This is a genomic window from Treponema sp. TIM-1 (assembly GCF_046533115.1).
Taxonomy (GTDB): domain Bacteria; phylum Spirochaetota; class Spirochaetia; order Treponematales; family Breznakiellaceae; genus JAIRMO01.
The window spans coordinates 1-25,437 of the sequence record NZ_JAJQRC010000010.1 but is presented as its reverse complement, the minus strand read 5'-3'; the positions used below and the strand labels follow the sequence as shown (position 1 = coordinate 25,437).

19 protein-coding genes are annotated in these 25,437 nt (G+C 52.0%); 8 read left to right on the top strand and 11 right to left on the bottom strand.

From position 1 onward, the window contains the following. Window positions 1-28: 28 nt before the first annotated feature. The 5 genes from LQZ21_RS06135 to LQZ21_RS06115 are packed head-to-tail and all read left to right on the top strand — an operon-like array spanning window position 29 to window position 7,253. Entirely contained in the window at window positions 29-2,704 is a 2,676-nt protein-coding gene (locus LQZ21_RS06135) for a YidC/Oxa1 family membrane protein insertase (RefSeq protein ID WP_411043360.1), read from the top strand. Between the two features lie 17 nt (window positions 2,705-2,721). Beyond that, complete coding sequence (locus LQZ21_RS06130; protein ID WP_411043359.1) at window positions 2,722-3,756, top strand: GHMP family kinase ATP-binding protein; 1,035 nt, start codon at window positions 2,722-2,724, stop codon at window positions 3,754-3,756. 19 nt (window positions 3,757-3,775) lie between these two features. After that, the gene (locus tag LQZ21_RS06125) at window positions 3,776-5,086 is read left to right on the top strand and encodes an HAD-IIIA family hydrolase (protein WP_411043358.1); all 1,311 of its coding nucleotides are present in this window, start codon (window positions 3,776-3,778) and stop codon (window positions 5,084-5,086) included. Further along, complete coding sequence (locus LQZ21_RS06120; protein ID WP_411043357.1) at window positions 5,070-6,155, top strand: glycosyltransferase family 4 protein; 1,086 nt, start codon at window positions 5,070-5,072, stop codon at window positions 6,153-6,155. The genes LQZ21_RS06125 and LQZ21_RS06120 overlap by 17 nt, the downstream gene beginning before the upstream one ends. Next, a complete protein-coding gene (locus LQZ21_RS06115) occupies window positions 6,156-7,253 on the top strand; it encodes a glycosyltransferase (RefSeq protein WP_411043356.1) in 1,098 nt (365 codons plus the stop codon). A gap of 7 nt (window positions 7,254-7,260) precedes the next feature. Here the strand turns inward: LQZ21_RS06115 and LQZ21_RS06110 are convergent, their stop codons facing one another. Further along, window positions 7,261-8,997 (bottom strand): hypothetical protein, encoded by a 1,737-nt coding sequence (locus tag LQZ21_RS06110; protein ID WP_411043355.1) that lies wholly within the window; start codon window positions 8,995-8,997, stop codon window positions 7,261-7,263. A 107-nt stretch (window positions 8,998-9,104) separates the two neighbouring features. Between LQZ21_RS06110 and wbaP the strand changes: the two genes are divergently transcribed. Continuing rightward, a complete protein-coding gene (wbaP, locus tag LQZ21_RS06105; RefSeq protein WP_411043354.1) occupies window positions 9,105-10,544 on the top strand; it encodes an undecaprenyl-phosphate galactose phosphotransferase WbaP in 1,440 nt (479 codons plus the stop codon). Window positions 10,545-10,550: 6 nt separating this feature from the next. Here the strand turns inward: wbaP and lysS are convergent, their stop codons facing one another. From lysS to LQZ21_RS06080, 5 genes are all read right to left on the bottom strand, one after another. Next, complete coding sequence (gene lysS / locus LQZ21_RS06100; RefSeq protein ID WP_411043353.1) at window positions 10,551-12,134, bottom strand: lysine--tRNA ligase; 1,584 nt, start codon at window positions 12,132-12,134, stop codon at window positions 10,551-10,553. A 54-nt stretch (window positions 12,135-12,188) separates the two neighbouring features. Continuing rightward, window positions 12,189-12,998, bottom strand: a complete 810-nt coding sequence (locus tag LQZ21_RS06095) for a pantothenate kinase (protein ID WP_411043352.1) — start codon at window positions 12,996-12,998, stop codon at window positions 12,189-12,191. After that, on the bottom strand, window positions 12,995-13,504 hold the full coding sequence (locus tag LQZ21_RS06090; RefSeq protein ID WP_411043351.1) for a GNAT family N-acetyltransferase: 510 nt from the start codon (window positions 13,502-13,504) through the stop codon (window positions 12,995-12,997). Before LQZ21_RS06090 ends, LQZ21_RS06095 begins: the two co-directional genes overlap by 4 nt. A gap of 5 nt (window positions 13,505-13,509) precedes the next feature. After that, window positions 13,510-13,833 carry a thioredoxin gene (gene trxA / locus LQZ21_RS06085; protein WP_411043350.1) on the bottom strand — a complete coding sequence of 108 codons (324 nt, stop codon included), beginning with the start codon at window positions 13,831-13,833 and terminating at the stop codon, window positions 13,510-13,512. Window positions 13,834-13,988: 155 nt separating this feature from the next. Further along, a complete protein-coding gene (locus LQZ21_RS06080) occupies window positions 13,989-14,822 on the bottom strand; it encodes a TraX family protein (protein ID WP_411043349.1) in 834 nt (277 codons plus the stop codon). A gap of 123 nt (window positions 14,823-14,945) precedes the next feature. On the opposite strand from LQZ21_RS06080, the gene LQZ21_RS06075 reads away from it, so the two are divergent. Together LQZ21_RS06075 and argH are read left to right on the top strand one after the other, a co-directional pair. After that, complete coding sequence (locus LQZ21_RS06075) at window positions 14,946-16,244, top strand: argininosuccinate synthase (protein WP_411043348.1); 1,299 nt, start codon at window positions 14,946-14,948, stop codon at window positions 16,242-16,244. 163 nt (window positions 16,245-16,407) lie between these two features. Then, window positions 16,408-17,859 (top strand): argininosuccinate lyase, encoded by a 1,452-nt coding sequence (argH, locus tag LQZ21_RS06070; RefSeq protein ID WP_411043347.1) that lies wholly within the window; start codon window positions 16,408-16,410, stop codon window positions 17,857-17,859. Between the two features lie 3 nt (window positions 17,860-17,862). Here argH and LQZ21_RS06065 read toward each other — a convergent pair whose 3' ends face one another. The 5 genes from LQZ21_RS06065 to LQZ21_RS06045 all read right to left on the bottom strand — a co-directional run bounded on the left by LQZ21_RS06065 (window position 17,863) and on the right by LQZ21_RS06045 (window position 25,120). After that, a complete protein-coding gene (locus tag LQZ21_RS06065; protein WP_411043346.1) occupies window positions 17,863-18,903 on the bottom strand; it encodes a Gfo/Idh/MocA family protein in 1,041 nt (346 codons plus the stop codon). After that, a complete protein-coding gene (locus LQZ21_RS06060; RefSeq protein ID WP_411043345.1) occupies window positions 18,900-22,028 on the bottom strand; it encodes an efflux RND transporter permease subunit in 3,129 nt (1,042 codons plus the stop codon). The genes LQZ21_RS06065 and LQZ21_RS06060 overlap by 4 nt, the downstream gene beginning before the upstream one ends. 8 nt (window positions 22,029-22,036) lie before the next feature. Next, window positions 22,037-23,032: an efflux RND transporter periplasmic adaptor subunit gene (locus tag LQZ21_RS06055; protein WP_411043344.1), complete on the bottom strand. Its 996-nt coding sequence runs from the start codon at window positions 23,030-23,032 to the stop codon at window positions 22,037-22,039. Continuing rightward, complete coding sequence (locus tag LQZ21_RS06050) at window positions 23,029-24,345, bottom strand: TolC family protein (RefSeq protein ID WP_411043343.1); 1,317 nt, start codon at window positions 24,343-24,345, stop codon at window positions 23,029-23,031. Before LQZ21_RS06050 ends, LQZ21_RS06055 begins: the two co-directional genes overlap by 4 nt. Before the next feature lie 157 nt (window positions 24,346-24,502). Then, the gene (locus LQZ21_RS06045) at window positions 24,503-25,120 is read right to left on the bottom strand and encodes a MarC family protein (protein WP_411043342.1); all 618 of its coding nucleotides are present in this window, start codon (window positions 25,118-25,120) and stop codon (window positions 24,503-24,505) included. Between the last annotated feature and the right edge of the window lie 317 nt (window positions 25,121-25,437).

Here is a 25,437-nt window from a genome sequence, read left to right as displayed (position 1 = left end):
ACTGGAAATGCAATAGAAAAATATTCCCATGTTAAATAATCTTTACACTATTATCATTTATCCCCTTGTACAAATTATCGAAATTGTTTTTGTCTTTACCGGAAAAATATTCAAGAATACCGGTTTTTCGATTGTCGGTGTGAGTATTACCGTCAGCTTATTATGCCTGCCCCTCTATGCCGTAGCCGAACAATGGCAGCAGCTTGAACGCGATATTCAGAAAAAGCTCAAGCCAAAAATTAAAAAAATAAAGTCCGTATCCAGGGGCGATGAGCAATATATGCTCCTTTCGACCTACTACCGTCAGAATAATTACCATCCGGTTTATGCCCTAAGGAGTACCTTTGGTCTTTTAATTCAAATCCCCTTTTTTATTGCCGCCTATTCCTATCTTTCACGGCTTGAGACTTTGAATGGGACCTCGTTTCTTTTTATCCGCGATTTAGGCGCCCCGGATGGCCTTGTTCCGCTGGGGGGCGGAATAAATCTTCTTCCGGTTTTGATGACCCTGATCAACTGTCTTGCCGGTGCGGTATATACCAGCGGCTTTCCCTTGAAGGAAAAGGTACAGTTATTTGGCATGGCGGCGGTTTTTCTTATCCTGCTTTATAATTCACCCTCCGGCTTGGTATTGTACTGGACGATGAATAATGTTTTTTCTTTAGTCAAAGATATCTATTACAAGATAAGTTATAAGCACAAATTCAAAATAGTGATATTTTTATTTAGTTTGGTTTGTATTTTTTTATCCCTGTATATTATGACGATTTATAAGGGTAATTTCAGCTTAAGATTATTGCTGGCCGTTTTATTTATTGTTGTGAGCCTTGTTCCCTGGATAATCCCTTTGGCAAAAAAACTGCTTTCCTGTCTGCCGCGAAGGGTATGCATCCCGGTTTACACCGGTTTTCTTGACTTTATGGTTCCTATGGCGGCTCTTTGGGTGCTTACCGGATTTTTTATTCCATCCCTGCTGATAGTTTCTTCTCCCCTTGAATTTTCCTATATTGATAATTATACTACCCCGGTTTTTTTTATCGCCAATACGGCAAAGCAATCCTTTGGGTTTTTTATTTTTTGGTCTTCATGCCTCTTTTTCCTTTTCTCCCGGAAAGTAAAAAACATCTTTGCTGTCGCGGCCCCTATGGTCCTTATGTTTGCGCTCTGTAATGTTTTTTTGTTTGCGGGGAATTATGGAATCATTTCCGTTAATCTTGTTTATAACTCGTCGATAAGCCATGGTTTGCCGGAAATTATACGCAATCTTGCCGTCCTGCTTATACTAGCTTTGTTTGTCCTGATTTTATATTTTTCCCGCAAACTGAAATTTATAACGGTCGCCGCTTTATTATGCCTGTTTTCCATTACCGGTTTATCCGCTTACCATATATTTTTAATACAAAAGGAATATTCGGCCTCGCGGGAATACCATAACAACCGTATTTCCGAATTAACCCAGGTAACACCCATCTTTACTTTATCAAAGGCAGGAAAAAATACCGTTCTTATCATGCTGGATCGGGCGGTCAGTGTCTTTCTTCCTTACATCTTTGATGAAAGCCCCGAACTTTATTCTGTTTATGAAGGTTTTGTTTTTTATCCGAATACCGTTTCGTTTAACGGATATACCAGTATAGGCGCTCCTCCTCTTTTTGGCGGTTATGAATACACCCCTCGGGAAATAAACAAGCGTGACGAGGTACCCGTTGTAATAAAGCATAACGAATCCCTGTTAATGCTTCCCCGAATTTTTTCCGAAGCCGGTTATTCGGTAACGGTTACCGATCCTCCTTATCCCAATTACAGTACTAAAGAAGATCTGCGTATATATGATCCCTATCCTAAGGTAAAGGCGCTTGTTACCGATTCTGTTTATACCAAGCTATGGATAAAAGAACATGATATCAATTTTCCTTCAACCAGTGATATCTTAAAGCGGAATCTCTTTTGGTACAGTATTTTTAAGATTGCTCCGCCGGCTTTCAGGCAGGGTATTTATCTGCAGGGAGATTGGTGCGCTCCGGTATCGTCACAAAAAACAACCCTGACCCTTAACGGCTATTCGGTACTGGATTATTTGCCTAAACTTACCGCAGTTACCGATAAAGAGATAAATACCGCTCTTATTATGGTTAACAATACTACTCATGAAACGTCCTTTCTTCAAGCGCCCGAATACCGGCCGGTCTTGAATGTAACAAATTACGGAAACAGTCCGTTTAAAAAAGAAATGGCCTATCACATCAATGCCGCGGCATTCAAACGGCTTGCCGAATGGTTTGAATATTTAAAAGAGCAGGACCTGTATGATAATTCCCGTATTATTTTGGTCTCCGATCACGGACCAGAGCCGAATTTTGTCACAAAAATAGGACTTCCTTTTAATGTGGATCAATTTAATCCCCTCTTGATGGTAAAAGATTTTAATGCCAAGGGAAACTTAAAGACCGATATGACCTTTATGTCCAATGCCGACGTACCATACCTTGCCGTAAAGGATCAGATCGAAGGGCCGATAAATCCTTTTACCGGAAAAGGGATTGACACGGAAGCAAAAAAATCGCCCTTATATATAGCGATATCCGGAAGCATACATCTGGCGGATCCGATGACCACCACCTTTATGCTGGATCCGAAAAAAGATTATTATGTCCACACCAATATTTTTGATCCCGCAAACTGGGAAAGGGCGGAAAAATGGTAAAACCGGAGGAATTACATATGATAATTCGTTCAAAAGCTCCCTTGCGGCTCGGCCTTGCGGGGGGTGGTACCGATATCGCCGCCTACTATAACCTTTACGGCGGTTATGTACTCAACGCTACCATTGATCTTTATGCCTATTGTTCTATAGAGCCCCTGGATAACGGCCGTATTATTTTTCAGGCCGCCGATATTAACGCCCAGGAAGAATTTGATTCCCGTTCCCGGCTGGAAAGATCGACCCTATTGCCCCTTCACCGTGGAGTTTATAACCGCATCGTATCGGATTACTGCGGCGGAAAGCCCCTGTCCTTCAAGATGACTACCTTCTCGGATGCCCCCGCGGGCTCGGGGCTTGGTTCTTCTTCAACCATGGTGGTTGCCATGGTTAAAGCTTTTGTGGAATGGCTTAACCTCCCCTTGGGTGAATATGACATAGCCGACCTTGCTTATCGCGTAGAACGGATCGATTTGGGATTAACCGGCGGCAAACAAGATCAATATGCCGCTACCTTCGGCGGCTTTAACTTTATGGAATTTTTTGAAAATGAAAAAGTAATTGTAAACCCCCTCAGGTTAAAACGGTGGATCAGAAACGAGCTGGAAGTTTCCCTGGTTCTTTACTACACCGGCGTATCCCGGGAAAGTTCTAATATAATCAACGAGCAGATCGAACACGCCCGGCGGGGGGATAATAAAAACATAGAAGGCATGCACGAAATGAAGCGCCAGGCGGTATTAATGAAGGAAGCCCTGCTTAAAGGGGATTTTAAATCATTTTCCTTATGCCTTCTCCATGGATGGGCAGCCAAAAAGAATGCCGCCGCGTCTATCACCAATTCCTTTCTTAATGAACTTTACCAGTATGTCCTGGATAACGGGGCCGAATCCGCAAAAATTTCCGGCGCCGGCGGCGGCGGCTTTATGATGATCTATACTAATCCCTGTAATCGTATTAAGCTCATCAGGGCCCTCAAGGAAAAAGAGGGTATGGTTCTAACCCCTTCGTTTACCGAGATAGGTACCCAGGCATGGACCATTTACCACCCTTAGTTGAGGAGCGTTCTTTTTTATGAAAACCCTTATCATGGCCGGCGGCAAAGGGACCAGGGTAAGTTCCATCGCGTCGGATATCCCCAAACCGATGATCCCTATCTGCGGCAAGCCGATCCTGGAGTATCAGATTAGTTGTCTTATCAATAACCATCTAAAAGACCTGGTTATCATTATAGGTCATTTGGGACAGCACATTAAAGATTATTTTGGCGATGGGAGCCGTTTTGGCTGTACCATATCCTATTATACGGAAACGGAACCCCTGGGAACCGCCGGCGCTTTATTCAAGCTCGAAGATATTACCGGAGATTTTCTCCTTATTAACGGCGACCTTATTTTCGATGTGGATCTTAATCGGCTTATTGCCTTTCATCAGGAAAAAAAAGCCCTGGCGACTTTGGTTGTTCACCCGAACAGCCACCCCCATGACAGCGCGATTATCATCACCGACGGGGAAGGGCGGGTAATTGACTGGCTTAACAAGGAAGACCCCCGGCAGTATTATAAAAATCTGGTTAATTCCGGAATCCATATAGTATCCAGGGAACTGTTGGAAACAGCTCATCCCGGGAAGGAAAAAGTTGATCTTGACCGGGATATATTAAAACCCCTGATAAGGTCGAATCGTATTTTTGCCTATACCACCCCGGAATATATCAAGGATATGGGAACCGTTGAACGATACACCCAGGTTTCCGCGGATATAAAAAATGGCATGGTAAGCCGCCGTAATCTGTCCCATCCCCAGCGGGCCGTTTTTATCGATCGGGATGGCACGGTTAACCGGCTGCGCGGATTTATCACCCGGCCGGAAGATTTTGAATTATTGGAAGGCGCTGCGGAAGCGGTCCTGAGCATAAATAAAGCGGGATATTTGGCGATAGTTATTACTAATCAGCCGATTATTGCCCGGGGGGAAGCTACCATTGAGGAACTGGAATTAATCCATCATAAGATGGAAACCGAATTAGGCAAGGCCGGCGCCCTGGTGAATGATATTTTTTATTGCCCCCATCACCCCGACCGGGGATTCCCCGGGGAACGGCCGGAATACAAAATTGATTGCGACTGCCGGAAGCCGAAACCCGGTCTTATACTCCGGGCCGCGAAAAAATATCATATAGACTTGTCCCAATCCTATATGGTGGGGGATGATGAACGGGATATAGGGGCAGGGATTGCCGCGGGATGCAGGCCGGTATTTTTAACAGCGGAATATGAAACAGAAAACAGACTGCGCGAAAAATACGGACCTAAGCTATTGGTATTTAAAAACCTTAAGGGTTTCACCGAATCAATGATAAAAGACAATGAAGCTGCTCATTGACTGCCGCATGATTGATTCCAGCGGTATCGGCGTCTATATCCGTGGCTGCCTTCCTTATTTTCTTGATTCTTCCCATCAATGTATCCTTCTGGGGGATGCGGAAAAGTTAACTCCCCTGATAAAACCCTATCAAAACGCGGAATGTATCCCCTGTACCATTAAACCGTTTTCATTACAGGAACTGTTTTTTTTTCCACCCCCTATAAAAAAACGAATTAATGCCGCCGATTTGTTTTATTCCCCCTTTTTTAATATCCCTCCGGGAATCAGGGTCCCGGTCTACACCACCATCCATGATGTTATTTTCCCCGATATGCCGGAGCTTTTTTCTCCCCCGGGGCTTGCCCTAAGGATATTTTTTCTTAAACGGGCCTGCCGCCGTTCAACAAAAATATTCACCGTTTCCGACTTTTCAAAATCAAGGATAAAACATTTTTTTGGCAGCGCTAAACCAATTATCGTTACCTATAGCGCCGTATTGCCCGCTCTTATGGAGCAGCCGCCCAAAAATACAAAGAAAAAGGAAATCATTCTTTTTATCGGGAATATTAAAAGGCACAAGGGGCTCTGGTGCCTTTTGGAGGCCTTTTTCCGGGCGAAAGCCGCGGGCCTGCGGGAAAAGCTTATTATTGTCGGCCAAAAGGATAATTTTAGATCCTCCGATACGGAGGCGTTAAAAAAACTGGAAGGGATCGATCCGGCCATGGTGGAATTTACCGGCCCTATTTCTGAAGGCCAATTAAAGGATCTCCTCATCGAAGCCGCGCTGCTGGTCCAGCCCTCCCTGTATGAAGGATTCGGTCTCCCTCCCCTGGAAGCGATGGCGAGGGGTACCAGGGCCTTGATTTCCGATATTCCGGTTTTTAAGGAAATATACGCCGATTTTCCGGTGGTGTTTTTTCGCGCCGGAGACAGCGGGGATCTTGAAAAAAAACTAAGGGAGATCCTATCTCAAAAAGAACCGGAACCGATGGAGTTACCCGAGTTTTTATCCTCAAAATATACGTTCAAAAAAACGGCGTCCCTCATCTTAAATGAACTAACCGATCCCTCGGCTGGGAGGTGTTGATTGAAAGTCGCCATTGTCCATTATTGGCTTATCAATATGCGGGGCGGGGAGAAGATGCTTGAGGCTCTGCTGGGATTATTTCCCGAAGCGGATATATACACCCATGTGTACGATCCCGCGGGGATCTCGGCGTTGATCAATGCCCATAAAATCTATACTTCCTCTATTAATAAACTGCCCTTTGCCCGGAGGCTGTACCAAAAATATATGCCCCTGATGCCCGCTGCCTTAAAAGAATTTGACCTGCAGGAATACGACCTCGTCATCTCCAGTGAGGCGGGACCTGCCAAGGGGGTGGTCCCCCATCCTGACGCATATCATATCTGTTATTGCCACAGTCCGATGCGGTATATCTGGGATATGTACCACGATTATTTTCGGAAATCAGGAATGGCGGTGCGTTTTTTTATGAAACACCTGGTTTCTTCCCTCCGGGTGTGGGATGTGTACTCCGCCAATTTGGTGGACCGGTTTATCACCAATTCCTCCTATGTGGCCAAAAGGATAAAGCGGTACTATAACCGGGATGCCGAAGTGGTATTCGGCCCGGCGAATATTGAACCCTACCTTTCGGTTCCGCGGAAAGCGGAGGATTTTTACCTCTTTTTCGGACAGATCGTTCCCTATAAGCGCCTGGATATTGCCCTTGAGGCCTGTATCGCCTCGGGCCGGAAACTGGTTGTCGCCGGCGCCGGCGCCCGGAAGCGGGATATCCGCCGCTGCGAAAAAAGCGGCCTCGTTACCTTTACCGGACGGCTTACGGAAGGTGAAATCGCGGACTATTTCTCCCGGGCCCGGGCCCTGCTTTTCCCCGGCATTGAGGACTTAGGGCTTATTCCCATTGAGGCCAATGCCGCCGGTTGTCCGGTTATCGCCTTCCGCCGGGGAGGGGTCCTGGACACGGTAAAGGAAAACGTAACCGGCCTTTTCTTTGACGAGCAGACCCCGGCCTCCTTGATGGCGGCCCTGGATAAATTTGAGGCCCTGGAGGGCAATTTTACCGGCCGGCGGCAATTTACGGATCAGGTAAAACAATTTTCCCGGGAAGAATTTATCCGGCGGGTAGGGCGGATAATCGCGGAACGAAAGCGAGTGTAACCGGGGCTTAAAAAAGGAGCCGCATCCCCAGGGTAAGATAGTGATTTAAACGGTTGGACAGGTTGTTTTTCCATTCGCTTTTTGCGTCGGAAATCTTTTGTTGTATTACAGCCTGAGTATGTCCCCCCGGAGGCGGTACGGCCAATTCATAGCCGGTAAACATATTCCGGTCCACTCCGTCGTTATAAATATATTCAAACATATACCCCAAAGAAAAAGTGATGGTTCCAAAAGTTAAAGGCGGCAGTTCCCATAACAAGTCCAGTCCCAGTTGCGTGATATATTGTTTGGTATCCTGCTCCATAAACATAAGATGATGATGGGCGTAATCAAAATATCCCTCCCCGGCATTGGGAGAATCCAAAATTCCGCCGTCGGAGTAGACCGAATTGGCGCTGTAAAGATAGGGCGCCGCCACATCCCAGGGAAGGGATTCGTTTACATTGGCATGACGGATAAAAACCGCCGAGGTATTGACCTTGAGGGTTTTGAAGGGTTCAAATTTACCGGTTAAGGAAATTCGATCCGAATTGGGAGGAATGGCCGCTCCAAGGCTCCGCCCATTGTTGGTGTAGTTTTGATAATTTATCCCGTCATCGGAATCATCCTCATGGGTATACGTATAGGGAGTAATCAGGGTATAATCCAGCTGCACCAGGGATATAAAAGGAAAAGAGGGCGCCCAGGTAATACCGCTTTGAACGGCGGTCCTTATTTTCGTATCAAATTTAAAACGCACCATATCATTAAACTGGGCGTCATCTAAAAATATATTGGTAGCCCAGGATAATCCCTTAAGGGGTTTTATTTTAAAGGAAAGTCCCATCTGTATATTGTCATCACTCACGCCGATCAGTTCCTGAGAAACCATAAAAGGGGAGATCGGCAATAAATACAACGGTTCAAACCGCTGGCCGAAAACCGCGTTTTCATAAACCGTAAGACTAAGCCAGTCCCAGGGACTATACCCTATGGAATGTAAGGACATAAACTTTTCCGGGTAAGGTCTGGTATAGGGGTTTGTCGGTACATCGGAGGATGCGGAAAGTAAAAACAAGGCCAGGGTATAATTCCATTTTTGTTGATGGATAACCAGGGATATATTTCCCGCGTGAATAGCATTCGGTCCGATAACTACGCCGTTATCATAAAAATCACCCCACGAAGAACGGGATACCCCTCCCTGCAGCCACAAAACATTTTTGTAGTTTGCCGCGGCACTGGTGTTAAATCCCGCGTATACGCTAAAGGGTCCTATGTCCGCGGTATCTTTATAGATATCATAGGCGTATCCAGAGTTTTTAGGAATTATTTCTTCTCCCGGAGCTTTATTCGACAAAAGCAGGTTTAGATCATATGATATAGAAAAAATATTCAGCACCGGAAGACTTCCAAAGGCAATAGCGCTTACATTAACCTGTTCCTGCCGGTCCTCCGCTTCATTGACTTTGGCCGTTCCTATCCCCTCTGCGGCAAGATTGAGGGGTTTACCGAATAAACGTTCATAGTGACGGCGGGCTTCTTCCCCTTGAAGGCTCGAATCCCCCTCCATCACGGTCTTTAGTATTGATTTTACCAATGCCTCGGGATAGGGGCGCAGGGGAGGGAGGGCCGGGACAAGTCCCATGGCATCCCAAACCTGAAGATCATCATAAAAAGAATCGACGGGGTTGATAATTGATTGAGCGGAAACCTCAATCGATAATAAAATATATATAATAAAATACACGATGCTTCTTTTCATGCTGCGTTATCATAACGATATTTCCCGAGTATTTCAAGCCATAATGAGGATAGCCATGAGGATAAATTTCGCTTGCCAAAAGTCTGTTTTCAGGTCATGTTTATAGTATGTCCATAGATGAATTTGATATTTGGTATAGGACAAGATATCACCGAACCAGTTCCGCCCTTACCTCTACGGCCTTTATTATCTCCGACTTATTTGGGGTTATGTTTTCCTTTGGGGTTGGTTTTTTTTTAGTAAATATGTATGATATCCGCGCTATTAATTTTAGGTCCTTTGTTACCTATTGGCCCTATCTCCCCGCCTTCATTTTGTTTTTCCAGGTGACTAATTTATATCCCGGGGTTTCATTGGCCCCGGCGGAAGAAATGCGCCGGTTTACCATCGGTTCCTTTTGGGTCCATGGGGGTATCATTTTATCCCGTTATATCGAAGATAATGAATTTGACGCCATTTCCATAGCTTTTATTATCAGTTTTGTTTTTTCTATCATAATACTTATGATATGCCGTTCCTGTATGCACCGGCTCCTTCATAAAACCCGTTTGGGAGGAATTCCGGCGGTTATTTTTGGCGGGGGCAGCACGGGAAAGATGGTGGTGGATCGGCTCTTAAACAGCCGGAAAACCGGGTATGTACCGGTGCTGATCCTGGATGATGCGGCTGAGCCCGATGATTACCGGGGGATCCCCATAATCCATGATACCAGTGTAGGGCCGGAGATTGTGAGGCGCTACAATATTAAAATGGCCATTGTAGCTATGGATAAGCAAAAACAGGAAGATATCACCCGCTTGATAAACTATTCGGTATCCGCCTTCCGTTATAATGTCCTGATTCCTGATTTTTTTGGGGTAGCCAATATTTGGATGTCGGTCCGGGACTTTGACGGGATCCTGGGATTTGCCACCAGCCATAAACTTAAAATGTATTGGAATCTGGGGATAAAACGGTTTATGGATCTGAGTCTGGTAGTAATCGGAGGCCTCATAATAACTCCCTTTTTGCTGCTCATCGCCCTCCTCGTCAAGGTAAGTTCCCCGGGTCCTGCCATCTATAAACATACCCGGATCGGCATGAATGGCAAACCCTTTAGGGTTTACAAATTCCGGTCCATGGTTATGGATGCCGAGGAGCGTCTAAGCTCCCTGCTTGCCGCGGACCCCCAAATACGAAAGGAATGGGAAGAGAACCATAAATTGAAAGATGATCCCCGAATTACCGGGATAGGAAAATTTTTGCGGCGGACCAGCCTGGATGAATTTCCCCAGCTGCTTAATATCCTCAAAGGAGAGATGAGCCTCGTGGGGCCCCGGCCCATTGTGGAAGGAGAGGTTAAAAAATACGGGGAAGATTTCGGCCGTATTTTTTCCGTTAAACCCGGCATAACCGGACTTTGGCAGGTTTCCGGGCGCTCGGATACGGATTATGGGGAACGGGTTGCCTTTGATACCTACTACCTGCAAAGCTGGTCGGTTTGGTTGGATTTTTGGGTATTGCTTAAGACCATTGAGGTGGTGTTTAAAGGTAGAGGCGCCTATTAGCCTGCCCTAATAGGCCGCGAGGATCTCCAGAAGCCGTTCTTTGCTGACGGACCGGATAAAATTGGCCAGCCGGGGGCCCTGGTCTTTGCCGATGAGGGCCTGGTATACGGCCCGGAAAAAAAGCTTTCCCTCAAGGTTATGATCTTCGGCGATTTTATAGATCGCTTCGGCACAGGACTTATCATCCCCGTAGGCCGTGATATGGGCGATAAGCCCATCCCGCAGGTCCCGAACCGCGGCCCATTCGACATCGGAAAGCTCCGCCCTAAGCCCCGGCGGACGGAGCCGGAAACGGAATTCCTCGGGGGCGCATTCTTCCACCCAATATTTTGCCCGCTCCCCCCGTTGTCTCAGGCCGGGGAGCTGTTCAGCCGTAACTGCCGTAAGGCTCAGGATAGCCTTTTCCGTATCCCCGTCGGCGATCTGGATAAGGTTACACAGGTGCCGGAAGGGAACCTGATAGGGCATCATGGCGGGTACCGCCTCCACCTGGGACAGCTCGTAGATCCGCCGGGCCTTTTGGTAGGAGGCCTCGTCCTTGGCCGGTTCCGCTTTCCAGGCTAACCGTTCAATCCGGTCATAATCTTCGTATATTTTAATTACGTCCAGATCAAAGGAAATGGTAAATTCCGTATTGGGCCTGGTTCCGGCAAAAAGGTACCGGGTAATTTCCGGAGTATAGACCCGCAGGACATCTTCCAGATCGATTACCGCCCCCGAAGAACTGGACATTTTCCCCGGCGACCCCTTGCTGCCGATAAAATCGTACCGAAAGGTCACCGGGGCTTCCCAGTTATACACGTCTTTGCATACATGCCGGGCCGTATCAAAGGACCCCCCCTGACTATGGTGATCCTTGCCGGCCGGTTCAAAATCAACCTTTTCGTATTCCCACCGCATAGGCCAGTCTACCCGCCAGCCGAGTTTTACCTTTCCGGTGGCGCGGAGATCCACGGTCTCCCGATGTCCGCATGAATTACAGTGATAGGACACCCCCCATTCCCGGTCCCAGCCGTCCAGCTCCGTATCGTCCCGGTTGCATTGTCCGCAAAAGACGCTGATGGGCCACCACTCCCCCTGAATCTTATGTTCCTCGTCCCGGAATTTGTCCAGAATGACCTTGAGGTCCTCCCGGTGCTCCAGGGCCTTTTTGATCCCCTCCGCATAGATCCCGGCCTGATAGTTTTTCGCCTGGTACAGGTACTCAGGATAGATCCCCACCAGGGGGAGCAGCCGTTCCACATCGACTTCATGGTGGCGGGCATAACTTTCGTCCCGCTCCCAGGGATCGGGAACCATGGTGATGGGAAACCGGAGGTACTTTTTCAGATCCTCCTGTTTGGGCATATTTTTCGGCACTTTGCGGAACACGTCGTAATCATCCCAGGAATAGATAAACCGCACTGTTTTGCCCCTGTCCCGGAGGGCCCTGACCACGAGGTCCACAGAGATTATCTCCCTAAAGTTACCGATATGCACGGTCCCCGAGGGGGTAATCCCCGAAGCGCAGGTATACCGGTCCTTATCTCCCTTTGCGGCGATTATTTTCGCGGCGGTTTCGTCCGCCCAATGTGGATGCTGCTTTTCCATAGGTTGTTAAATATATCAGATAAGAGGCCCCGAAAACAAGCTCCGCGGGGAGCCTCACCGGACCGACAGGGCGGCTCCGATAGCGGTGGTGTATTCCGCGTCCTGGGGGTATTCGAACTGTACGCCGTACATCGCGGTAATGCCGGCAAGAATTTTCTTTCCGATGGCGTTATCACTGCCGCTGCCCGTCACCAGGACCCGATCGATATTTTTGCTTTTTGCCGCGAACACGGAGATCATCCCCACCACCTGGTACATCAAATTCAGGAGCCCCAGGGCAATATCCTCATTTTTTGCGGAATCCAACATCTTTCCAAAGTTGGAGGCCGTGGTTTCCTTATGCAAAAAACTGATATCCCGGTCCATAATATCCTCCAGGAGCAGATCCACCTGGTTGATATTCCCCTGTTCCGCCAGTTCCATGATCCCGTTAAAATGGGAGAGCATCAGTAATTTTTTTGCCAGCCCCAGGACGGTTCCGCCACCGACTCCGGTTCCCCCCAGGTGGGATATTTTATCCTTTTGGGCTTCGATAAAGGCCGTACCGGTGCCGATATTGGCGATGATGATATTGTCCTTTTTGGCGAGAAACATACCCCCAATGCCGATGGCGGTGAATTCATCTATTTTATCCGTGGGAATTCCGAAGAGGTTGTTTTTAATCTTGGAGGCCCCGACGCCGGTTACCACAATTTTTCTGATTTCATTCATTTTGATATCGTTTTCGACAATAATTTTGCCGAAAGCGCCGGTAGCGGAGGTAACCACGTCCACCGCCTTGGTCTTGATCTTTTTCATTACCCCGTTAGGCTCGATGGCCACCGCCTTGGTGGTGGTACTGCCTATATCTATGCCTATGATCATGGAATATTCCCCCCGGGCGCGTTAGGCAGGATCAGTTCCCAATACCCCACATCCAGCCATTTCCCCAGTTTATACCCGATTTCCGGAAATTGGGCTATTTTTTTAAAGCCGAATTTTTCATGGAGGCCGATGCTTTTTTCATTGGGAATGGTTATTCCCGCCACCACCGTATGAATACCGGCGTTTTTTATCTCCTCCAAGAGCCGGATAAGGAGTTGTTTCCCCATCCCCTTTCCCTGGAAGCCCTGTTTTATATAGATGGAGTCTTCCGTGGAAAAACGGTAGGCCCGCCGCTCCTTCCACTGGTGAAGATAGGCGTAACCAAAAATTACCCCCCCTTCTTCCCAGACAAACCAGGGGAAACGGACGGCGATCTCCCGGATACGGTCCTCCATGGCTTCGACCCCTATGGGGGTTTCATCAAAGGTGATGACCGTATGTTCGACATAATAATTATAGATATCGCATATCGCCGCCGCGTCGGCACTCCGTACCGGCCGTATCATGAAGGCTAAACTAGGTCCTTCACCAGATTTTCCAATTCATGTTTCGGCAGGGCGCCGGCTTGCTGCCGGACGATCTGTCCGGCCTTATAGACCACCAGGGTTGGGATGGATACGACGTTGTGCCGCACCGCCAGGTCGTTTTCCTCATCCACGTTAACCTTTCCTACTTTCAGGCGTCCCTCATAATTTTCCCCAAGCTGATCCAACAGGGGACTGATCATTTTACACGGGGTACACCAGGCAGCCCAAAAATCAACCAGTACGGGAATAGGGGATTGTAATACCTCCCCTTCAAAATTTGCGGCGGTTATTTGTACACCCTTACTCATCCCTTCCTCCGTATTTTGAACCTAAGTCATAATTTTTCGTAAGATCTGCGGAAAAATCCGGTTTTAAGACCATTTTTTTAAAACCAACCAATTTAAAACTAGTCCTGCTTTTAATATAATAAAAAAATAAATTTATTACAACTAGGCAGCGGGCTTCAAAATCCGGGATTTTGCATGGTTAACAGCCAGGCGATAATATAAAACAGATATATGTGGGCCGGATAAAAGATATAGAAGAAGTATTTTCCCCCCCGGCCCCGCTGCCCATTGTAGAGGAGGATGGGTAAAATAGCGGTAACCATGAGCCACTGGAAATTCCCGGGAACGGCGGTAAAGGCCGAGATAAGGCCGATGACCAAGACCACCCCGGCCTGGGCGAAGCGGTACCTCCGCAAAATATAAAAAAGCACCCCCATCAGGACCAGTATAAAACCGCCTTCCACCGAGAGAAGATTGGGGATAAAAAGCAGGATCAAAAGGATGGTCCGGTCCGCACGGTTAAGGGCAAAAAGCAGGGCCATCGCGATAAGCGCGGGGAATAACATCCCTCCCAGGGCAAGGGTTATTTTCCCTCCCTGTTTTTCCCTGATCCCCTCACGGATAAGGTCGATCATCGCCATATAAAAAGCTGCCAGCAGGAGGGTGCCAAAGATATTGTTGATCAGGGCGATGTCTTCAAGGTACAGATACCGGGAAAGGAGCCTGTTCATAACGGACATGAACAAGAACCCGATGAGCAGCTGCGCCAGATACCGTTTTTTGTTTCGGGTATAATAAAAGCCTTCGGCACAGAGAAAAAGAAATAGGGAGGCCACCGGACGGCCGAACCAGTTGAGCCAATCGGGCGCCCCCTGGGCAATAAACATTTGGTGCAGGTGATCCAGGGTCATGAGGATAATACCGATAACTTTGATGGTGGTTCCCGACATAAGCTGCCAATGATGGAATTTGTGGTGTAAGGTTACCCCCCGGATCTCTTCATCATCCATAAAATTTCTCCTCAAGCGGTTTCCCTATTAAAAGTTAATACATTTCCCCGGTACTTGCAAATTACGGCTTTCCCACTATATGCTGGCGGAGAGGAAGCTTCTAACCATAAATCCGGAGTTGTTATGAAAAAGAAAATTGTTCTCGCCTATTCGGGCGGCTTGGATACCACGGTGATCATCCCCTGGCTCAAAGAAAACTACGACTGCGATATCGCGGCGGTTTGTGTGGATGTGGGGCAGGAGGCGGATTGGCAAACCATTAAGCAGCGGGCCCTGGATACCGGGGCGGTTTCCTGTGTGGTGGTCGATGTAAAACAGGAGTATGTAGAGAACTATGTGTGGCCCGCCCTTAAGGCTAACGCGGTCTACGAGGATAAGTACCTCTTGGGGACCTCCACTGCCCGGCCCCTCATTGCCAAGGTCCTGGTGGACCAGGCCCGGAAGGAAAAAGCCGTAGCCATAGCCCACGGGGCCACCGGCAAGGGGAATGACCAGGTCCGGTTCGATCTGGGGATCATGGCCTTTGCCCCGGACCTGGAGATCATCGCCCCCTGGCGGACCTGGGATATCAAAAGCCGGGAGGAAGAGATCGAATACCTGGAAAAACGGAAGATCCCGGTCCCCATGAAAAAGAAACAATCCTACAGCCGGGACGACAACCTCTGGCACATCTCCCATGAGGGCCTGGAGCTGGAAGACCCCGCCAACGAGCCCCTGCTGGGGAATATGCTGGAAATATCGGTTCCCCCGGAAAAGGCCCCCGGCAAGGCCGAATATGTGGAAATTGAGTTTGAAAAGGGGATCCCCGTCGGGGTGAACGGCCGCAGGCTGGACGGGGTGAGCCTGATCAAAACCCTGAATAAAATCGGCGGCGCCCATGGGGTGGGAATCGTTGACCTGGTGGAAAACCGGGTGGTGGGCATGAAAAGTCGGGGGATTTATGAAACCCCCGGGGGCAGTATCCTCTACTATGCCCACCGGGAACTGGAGTACCTCTGCCTTGACCGGCAGACTTATGCCTTCAAACAGCAGGCCGCCCTGAAAATGGGGGAGTTGATCTACGGGGGCCTGTGGTTTACCCCCCTTCGGGAAAGCATTTCCGCCTTTGTGGATGTTACCCAGCGGACCGTAACCGGCACGGTGCGGCTCAAACTCTACAAGGGCGCCCTATCCGCCGCGGGGGCCGTCTCACCCTATTCCCTCTACAACGCCAGCATCGCCAGTTTCGCCACCGGGGAACTCTACAACCACGCCGACGCCAAAGGTTTTATCCGGCTCTACGGCCTCCCCGTGCTGGTCCGGGCCATGATGGAAAAGGGGAAGGGGCGGAAAAACAGCCCCAAGGGCCATACCGGTAAAGCCGCCCTGAAAACTCCACCGGACACTTCCATCGACGCCAAGTCCAAGGGGACCGCGGGGTAGGTCCCTAGCCGCCTTCCAATCCAACCGGTTGCATTGCGGCAAAAGACTCCGGTACATTGAATTTTTCTCCGGATTTGGGTTTAATAGAGCTGGTCCCCAAACCCGGCGGGGGTTGAAATCGGCTCGGATCGTGCTATGCCGGAAATGGGGCCAAGGGGTATTTTTGAAGGATAACGGGAACACACCACATACCACTCCTCCCCCGCAGGTGCTCTGGGGGGGACGGCTGGAAGAAAAGCCCGAAGCGGAAGCCTTTGCGTTCCAGGCCTCCATAAACGTGGACCGCCGGCTTGCCCGGGATGATATTGCCGGAAGCCGGGCCCATGTGATCATGCTCGGGCAGCGGGGGATCATCCCGGCAGAAACCGCGGCGGCCCTGGACAGGGAACTTGCCCGGATTGCCGGGGAACTTGAGGCGGGAACCCTCACCGTGGACCCGGGGGCGGAGGATATTCACTCCTTTATCGAGGGCCTTCTCACGGACCGGCTGGGGGACGCGGGCCGGATGGTCCATGCGGGCCGGAGCCGGAACGACCAGGTGGCGGTGGATCTCCGCCTCTATCTGAAACGGACCGTGCCGGAACTTGTCGGGGAACTTACCGGGACCATCCGGGCCCTGCTGGATCGGGCGGAGGAGCAGGCCGCGGCGGTCATGCCCGGTTATACCCACCTCCAGCGGGCCCAGCCGGTGACGGCGGGGCACCACCTGACCGCCTGGGGCACGGCCCTGGAGCGGGACCGGAGCCGCTTTTTCGACGCCCTCACCCGGCTGGACGAGTGTCCCCTGGGGGCGGGGGCCCTGGCGGGTTCCGGCCTTCCCTTGGATCGGGAGGCCACGGCAAAAGCCCTGGGCTTTGCCCGGCCGACCCTCAATGCCATGGACTCTGTGGCGGACCGGGACTTTGCCCTGGAACTCAGTGCCGCCTGCGCCATCACCATGATCCATCTTTCCCGGTTCTGCGAAGACGTGGTTATCTGGGCCAGCGAGGAATTTAAGTTTATCAACCTGGCCGAATCCTGGAGTACCGGTTCTTCCATTATGCCCCAGAAAAAAAACCCCGATTTTGCCGAGCTTATCCGGGGCAAGGCGGGGCGGACCACGGGGAACCTGGTTACCCTCCTCACCCTCCTCAAGGGACTCCCCTATGCCTATGATAAGGATCTCCAGGAGGACAAGGAAAGCCTCTTTGACAGCCTGGACACGGTCAGGGTCTGTCTGAGGATGTTTCGGGGGATGATGGAAACCCTCGTTTTTAACCGGGAGCGGATGGAAGCGGCCTGTATCGGGGGCTTCCTGGAGGCCACCGATGCGGCGGAATACCTCGTCCGCCGGGGCCTTCCCTTCAGGAAGGCCCACGAGACCGCCGCCCTCCTGGTTCGGGATTGTATCCAGGGGGGCCAGCGGAGTATCGTCGAGCGGAGCCTCCCGGAACTCAAAGCCCGGTCAAAACTTTTTGAGGCCGATGTGTACCAAGCCCTGAGCCCCGCATCCTGTGTGGCCGCCCGAAAACTCCCCGGAGGACCCGCGCCTGGGGAGGTACAAAGGCAGATAGGGGTATTACGCAAAAAATTGGAGAACCCTGATCATGACGGATCCTCCGGTAATAGGGCCTAAGGGCTAAATCCAGGCCCGAATGGATCTGAGGTAACGGATCACCGCAAGACCGTCGGCCGCGCTGGAAAGGGGTTCATGGGCGCTTTCCCGGACACAGCGGACCGCGTCTTTCACCATGTTGGCAAAGTAGCCGGTGGGGCCCGTAAAGGCCCCTTCGGTTTTGATGAGGGATCGGAACCCCTCCGCATAGGGGCTGGGGCCGCTTTCCCAGACCTCAAAGAGGCCGTTGCCGATGCGGAGGCGTCCCCCTTCGCAGGAAAATTCCAGTTCAAAGATCAGGTGATCCCGTTCCGCCCCCACCTCAAAAAGAACGGGGATATTCCCCTGAAAGGAACCCGCCGGGCTTTCGGGAGCAGCCCCCGGCCCCTGCAGGGACCCCAGGAGGAAGGCCGTCCCGGTCCTGCCGGAAAGACGGGCCCCCCAGGCCTTTTTATGCCGCAGCCGGCCGCCGCTTAAAAACATCAGGGCGTCCGCCAGGTGGGTTCCGTCATGCCAGAGTACATCCAGGAGCCGGCGGTTTTTTCCCATACAGAGCCGGGCGTTTACACAGAGGACCCTCCCCAGGCGGCCTTCTTCCAGAATGGTCCGGGCCCGGTCGTAGTCGGCGGCATAACGCCGTTCATGGTTGGTGATGATCTTGATTTTCCCGCCGCGGTGGAGGGCGGCGATTTTCCGGGCGTCCCCCAGGGTATCTGCCAGGGGTTTTTCGCAGACCGCCACCGGGATATGATAAGCCGCGGCCAGGGCACAGTAATACCCGTGGCTGTCCGGGTGGGTGGCGATGTGGAGGATATCCGGGGAAGTTTCCTTCAACATGGTTTCCGCGTCGGCATAAACCGGGCAGTCCCAGCGCTTCCCAAAGCGCCACCTCCGCTCCCCGTCGGTATCGGCTCCCGCCACGAGGACACAATCCGGGTTTGCTGCGAGGGCCCCCGCATGGGTACAGGGCTTCTCCCTCAGCGGATCCTCCTCCAAAAGACTCCCGATCCTCCCCAGGCCCACAATCGCCGCCTTCACCTTACGCTCCGTTCCTCCCTCTTTCATGTATCCCTGCTCACTTTCCTCCGCTTATCCCGCCGCGAATTGAGGATCGAATACATCACCGGGGTGACAAAAAGGGTCATCAGGGAACTCACCGTAAGGCCCCCCACAAAGGTTTTGCCTATGGGCTGGATGGTATCCGCCCCGGCGCCGGGGAAAAAGGCGATGGGGAACATCCCCAGGATGGTGGTCAGGCTGGTCATCAGGATGGGCCGCAGCCGGTTCCTGCCCGCTTCCAGACAGGCATCCCGGACCAGCATACCCCGGGCCCGGAGGGTATTGGTATAATCCACCAGGACGATACCGTTGTTCACCACCACCCCCACCAGGGCCACCACCCCCACCATGGAGAACATGGACATGGCCTCCCCGCCGATCTTGTAGATCCAGATCACCCCGATAAAGAGGAGAGGTATGGAAAAGAAGATGATCAGGGGGTCCACGAAGGATTCAAACTGGCTGGCCATAACCCCGAATACCAGGAACACCGCCGCGGCGATGATAAAGAGGAAGCGGCGGTTATAGGTCTCAATTTCCCGGGCCTCCCCCAGGTAATGTACCGTAACCCCCTCCCGGGGGATAAGGTACTGTTCCACCGTGGCTTCCAGCTGTTTTTCCATCTCCGTAACCGCCAGGCCCTGGGACAGATCCCCCGAGATCCGGACCACCCGTTCCTGATTTTCCCGGCGTATAGAGGAAGGGGAACGGTTTTCCACGATCCGGGCGAAATTGGCGATGGGGATCCGCTTTCCGCTGCGGCTCATCACAAAAATAGCGTCCAGATTGGGGAGCCCCACCTGGTCCCGGTCCCGGAGCATCACCTCCACATTGATAAGTTTATCCCCCTGGGAGATACTGGTGGCGGTGGCGCCGTTCATGGCGGTCCTGATCTCGGAGGCCACCGCCGAAGGGGAGACCCCCAGGGCCGCGGCCCGTTCCCGGTCTATATCGATCTGAAGCTGGGGGGCCCCTTCGTCCAGGTTTACCGTGGGGTTTTCAATCTCCGGCAAATACCGGATCATGATGTTCCGGATTTCCTCGGCGCTTGCCATGATGGCATCGGCGTCCCGGGAGCTGACGGCGATTTCCACCGCCGAGGTACTCCCCATGCTCCGGCCCGCCCGGAAGGTGATCTCGCTGCCGGGGAAGTTTGAAATATGGGGGGTGAGTTTTTCGATGATCCGCGTGGGGGTATCGATCTGTTCCGCCGGAGGGGGGAGGGTGATCTGGATGCTCCCCTGGGTGCGGCCCCCCCGCCGGGCGGTGATGATGAGGTTCCGGTATCCTTCGATTTCTTCCCGGATAATATCCTCCAGGGCGGTCACCACCTTTTCGGTGGCCTCGATTACCGTCCCCTGGGGCATGGCGATACTGATGTTCACCGAATCGTCGGTCCTGCTGCGGATGAACATGTTCATCCCGATGCCGGAGAACTGCAAAAGGGAATGGCCCAGGATGAGAAGGACCAGGCCCAGCACCAGTAAGCGGTGGTCCAGACAGTAATCCAGGGCGATTCTATACCCGTTGTCCAAGGCCCGGAAGAAGCCCTCCATAACCCCGTCGATTTTTCGCAGCAGCCTCAGTTTCAGGGGTTTTTGCCGCCGGGTATCGAGCTTGAGGATGGGACCGCAGAGGCTGGGCACCAGGGTAACCGCCACCGCCAGGGAACAGGAGAGGGAGATCACCACGGTAAAGATCAGGTCGTTAAAAAGCTGGCCCATCATTTCCAGATCGTTTTTGTAGATAATCAGGGGCACGAAAACGCAGAGGGTGGTGGTGGTGGAGGTAACAATCGCCCGGGTCATCTCCTGGCTCCCCAGGATAGCGGCGATCTCCGGCTTGGCCCCCCGTTCCCGGTAGTTGTGGACGTTTTCCAGGATCACGATGGAGGCGTCCACGGTCATCCCCAAGCCCAGGATCAGCCCGGTCATGGTGAGGAGGTTCAGGGAAAAGCCGAAGACCGACATGAACATCAGGGTGAGGAGGATCGATACGGGGATGGAAAGGCCGATGACCAGGGTCCCCTTAATGTTTCGCAAAAACACAAAGAGGATCAGCATGGCCAGAAGGGCCCCCTGGAAGGCGTTGGAATAGACCTGGTTCAGGGTGGCGTTGATCAGGGAGGTGTTGTCCGAGAGGACCTCCAGGGTTATCCCCCGGGGAAGTTCCGCGTTGATCCCCTCCAGGGCGTTCCTGACCCGGTTCGCCACCTGGACGGAGTTACTGTCGCTTTCACTGGTAACCTGGATATAGACCCCGCTTTGGCCGTTCACGTAGACCCGGGCGGAATTGTCATTGTAGGCCAGGGTCACATCGGCCACATCCTCCAGGCGCACCACCTGGGAACGGTTCACCTGCCCAAGGGCGGAATTTTCCGACGGAAGCGCCACCGTCTTAACCACCAGCCGTTTTATATGATCGATGGCGGTGAGTTCCTGCCGGGTAAGGAGCTGGTATTCCCGGACCCCCCGGGTCAGGCTGCCCCCGGAGGAAAGGATATTCTGCCCCCGCAGGGCGCCGGTGATATCGCTTAGGGTCAGATCAAAGGCCGCCAGACGGTTCAGGGCCACCGCCACCTTGACGATCTGGGTGGTACCCCCGGTAACATCTGCGGCGGCCACCCCCTCGATCCGTTCTATGCCCGCCTGGATCTCGTCTTCCGCGAAGATCCGGAGCTGATCCGGAGGGTAATTCCCCCGGACCACCAGGCGCATGATGGGCATGGCGGACATATCGAAGCGTCGTACCACGGGACTTCCCGCTCCGTCGGGGAGGGAATTGGCAAGACGACTCACCAGGGTCTGGGCGTCGGTCATGGCCTTGTCCATATCGGTACCGTAGGCAAAATTGAGGTTGATAAAACTGGATTCAAAAGAAGAATTGGAGGTCATCTCCGTAAGCCCCTGGGAAGAGGCCAGGACCTTTTCCAGGGGATCGGTAACATTCCGCTCCACATCGGTGGGCCCCGCCCCGGGAAAGGAGGTATACACCGATAACACCGGCCGCGTGGTGGAGGGGAAGAGGTCCACCGCCAGGTTCGGGACCAGGGTGGCGGCTACCCCCATAGCCAGGGCGTAGAGGACCACGATGGTGACCGGCCGTTTTACCGAATATTTGGGGATATTCACCGTTTCTCCTAGTCGAGGATCCTGACCGGATCTTTATCGGTAAGGAAGTTCTGACCCGCAATCACTACCTTTTCCCCCAGGACCGCCCCGGAGGTCACTTCCACCAGGGTTTCATTTTCCAGCCCCAGGGTTATTTCCCGCCGTTCCGCCCGGTTGTCTTCACCCACCACAAAAACGATCCAGGACCCGTAGGTATTGATCACCGCTTCCCGGGGGATAACCAGAATATCCGTGGCCGACTCGGTCACCAGGCTGAGGGTTACAAACATCCCCGCCTTGATCCGGGGATCCTCCCGGTTAAAGCGGAGCCGTATCTTCAAGGTTCTGCTGGCGGGATCCAGCATGGGGCTTACCTCATCCACCGAGGCGGGGAAGATCTCCCCGCTCATGGCCTCAAAGGTGGTCTGGGCTTCCAGGCCCCGGCGGATGACGGTGGCGAACCGTTCCGGGATAAAGGTTTCCACCACTAGGCTGTGGGGATCCCCCACCAGGTATATGGGGGTTTGGACCGAGACGGTGTCCCCGGGATTAACCGGGGCCTGGAGGATCGTCCCGGTAATGGTAGAAACCACCGGGCTTTGGGAATAAACTTCCCCGGGCCGGGAGGGATCCACCATGGCGACGGTTTGACCCTTCCAGACCGTATCCCCCGGCTGAAGCCGGATTTCGGTGAGCTTCCCCCCCACAGTGGGAAAGATCGAAACCTGGGTCCGCATAATCACGTCCCCGTTAACCACGAGATATTTCTCTATGGTTCCCCGGCTCACCGGGGCAACCCGTACCGCGGTGGCGTTCCGGCCGGCCGCCATCCCCGGGCCACCCTGCCCGGCGCCCCCCGGCGTACCCTGGGCGCCCCTTGGGGGGCTTTGCGCCGCCGGAGCCGCGCTCCCGCCGTCCGCTAACAGGATCCGGTTTCTATAGGTAAAAAAGATTAAGCCAGCGATGATGATCATAACAAAAATGATAATCACCGTTATCGCCTTGGACGCTTTGGTGTTTTTCACCCCCTGCTCCTCAAAAACTCCCTCCAATCGATATTAAGGGCGGCGGCCAGATCCAGGATCATGGTTTGATAGGTCAATTCATCGGTTAAAAGCTGCTGCCTGGCTTCGGCCATACGGTTTCTGGTATCTTCCAGGGTAAGTAATTCCACGGTTCCGTTCCGGAAACCCTCTTCGGTCAACTCATAGGTCCGTTCGGCTATCTCCACCCGGAGCCGGGCTATCTCGATGCCGGTCCAGGAATCCCGGAGCTGGGCCGAAATGGAACGGATACCGGTCCGGGCGGTATCTTCAATGTTTTTTAGTTCCAATTTGGCCTTTTCCACCTCCGCCCGGGCGGACCGGAGGGCCTGATCCTTCACGGTTCCCGGAATCCAACCGTCCAGGGGGATTGCCACGGTGACGCTTCCACTAAGATTATCGGTAAATTCCCGGAAATAATTCCCGTCATAGGAAGCGGAGAGGTTTATCGAAGGCCCCCGGGAACTAAGGAAGGTTTGGGTCCGGGTATTTTCCAGTTGTTCGATCTTCTGGCGCTGGCTTATGATATCCGGCCGCTTGGGAAGGTACTCCCGGATCAGCTCTTCCGGGTCCGCCGCAAAGGGGCTCACTTCGATGGTCCCCTCCAGCCGGATCCCGGTATTTTGATCATACCCCAGAAGCATGAGAAATTCCCGTAACGAAGAATTATATTCGGTCCGGGCCCGGTTCAGGTTGAGTTTTTCCGTTTCCGCGCTGAGCTGGCTTTGCAGGTAGACCAGGTTGCTGATAAAACCGTTCTCAAAGGAGATACGGTTTTTTTCGAGCTGTAACTCCGCCAGACGCAGTACCTCTTCCCGGATGGAAATATTCTCCCGCTGGGCAAGCAGCTGGTAAAACGTCCGGCTCACCTGGATTTCTATCTGCTGCCGGGCCTGTTCATAGCTGAAAAGCCGGCTCTGATACAACAGTTTGATCCGTTCCAGGGTGGTAAGGATCCGTTCATTCAGGCTGATGGAGGCCCTGAAATTCAGGGTATAGGTAAACGGGTCCCTGGACGAGGCTTGGCCGGCCCGTTCGGCGAGGGGGCTGGCGGCGTAACTCACCCCCGCCCCGACGGTAAGGCTGGGAAAAAATTGGGCCCAGAGGGTACTTGCCTCTTTTTTGGCGGTTTGAAGGTCAATGGCGTTAATTTGCAGGCTGATACTCTGGGCGACCGCCCGCTCCACCGCCGTCTCCAGGGTTAAAATAAGGGGCGGGGAGTCGGTCCCTTCCGCACAGACCGCCGGAGATATGGATACCCATAGAAAAAAAATACCCAGGAAAACGGACCGCATAGAAACCTCCCTATGCCGAATAAGCCGGTTTCAAAACCCAGATTTTTGAAAAACCTTCCCCATAAATTAAAAACATAAACGAATTTATGGTTACACCGGAATCGGCTTTAAAAGTATGATACCGCCGTACCATCGGATCGGGGAACCGCCGCATCCGTTAGGGACTGCCGGCGAGGATCCCCATGGTCACGAGCCCGGTATAGATAAACTGCACCGCGAACCCGGCCAATATAAGGCCCATGATTTTTTCTATGACAAATATACCCATGGTACTGAGGAAGCTCATGATTAAAACACTCCCCCGAAGGGCCAAATAGGTACAAAGCAGCCCGAAGACCAGGGCGGGAAAGAGCAGTGAGACGGAGTAGAACCAGTTATGCCCGGTGGACATGAACATGATGATCACCGTCAACAAACCGGGACCGGCAATAAAGGGTATTGCCAGGGGAAAAAGCGCCACGGAGCTGCCCTCTTGCGCGGGTATTTTGCGGAGTTCCGGTTTGCTGTAGATCATTTCCACAGCGATAAGAAAAAAGAGGATCCCCCCGGAAATATAAAAAGCGCCGGGGGTGATGCCGAAAAAATCAAGGAGGAATTTTCCTCCCAATAAAAAGACCAGCAGCACCAAAGCGGCGATCAATATTGATTTTTTAACGATAGCGTTCCGGGTTTTTTTATCGAAGGGGGCGGTAAGGGATAGATATTGGGGAATAATCCCGATGGGATCCATGACAATAAGCACGGTAAAGGCTATTTTAAGAAAATCGCGCACCATAGGGTACATCATAATCAAAATACCCGGCTGTTTCAACGGAGCCGGTGATCAATACGGGGAAAAAGGGAGTAATTGAGCCGTTTTAACGCGCTGGCCCTGAAACAGCCCCAATTGCTTCTTGACAAATGGGAAGAATAGGATAAAATAAGATAAACTAACTTTAAAGGAGAAACAATATGAAGAAATTGTTTTTACTAACGATGGTCATGCTTTTAACCGGTATTATGGTATTTGCCAGTGGCCAGCAGGGGGGGGGGGGGGGGAACCCCCCAGATTGGGGTGCCCATTAAAAAATTTGTTGACCCCTTTATTTCCTA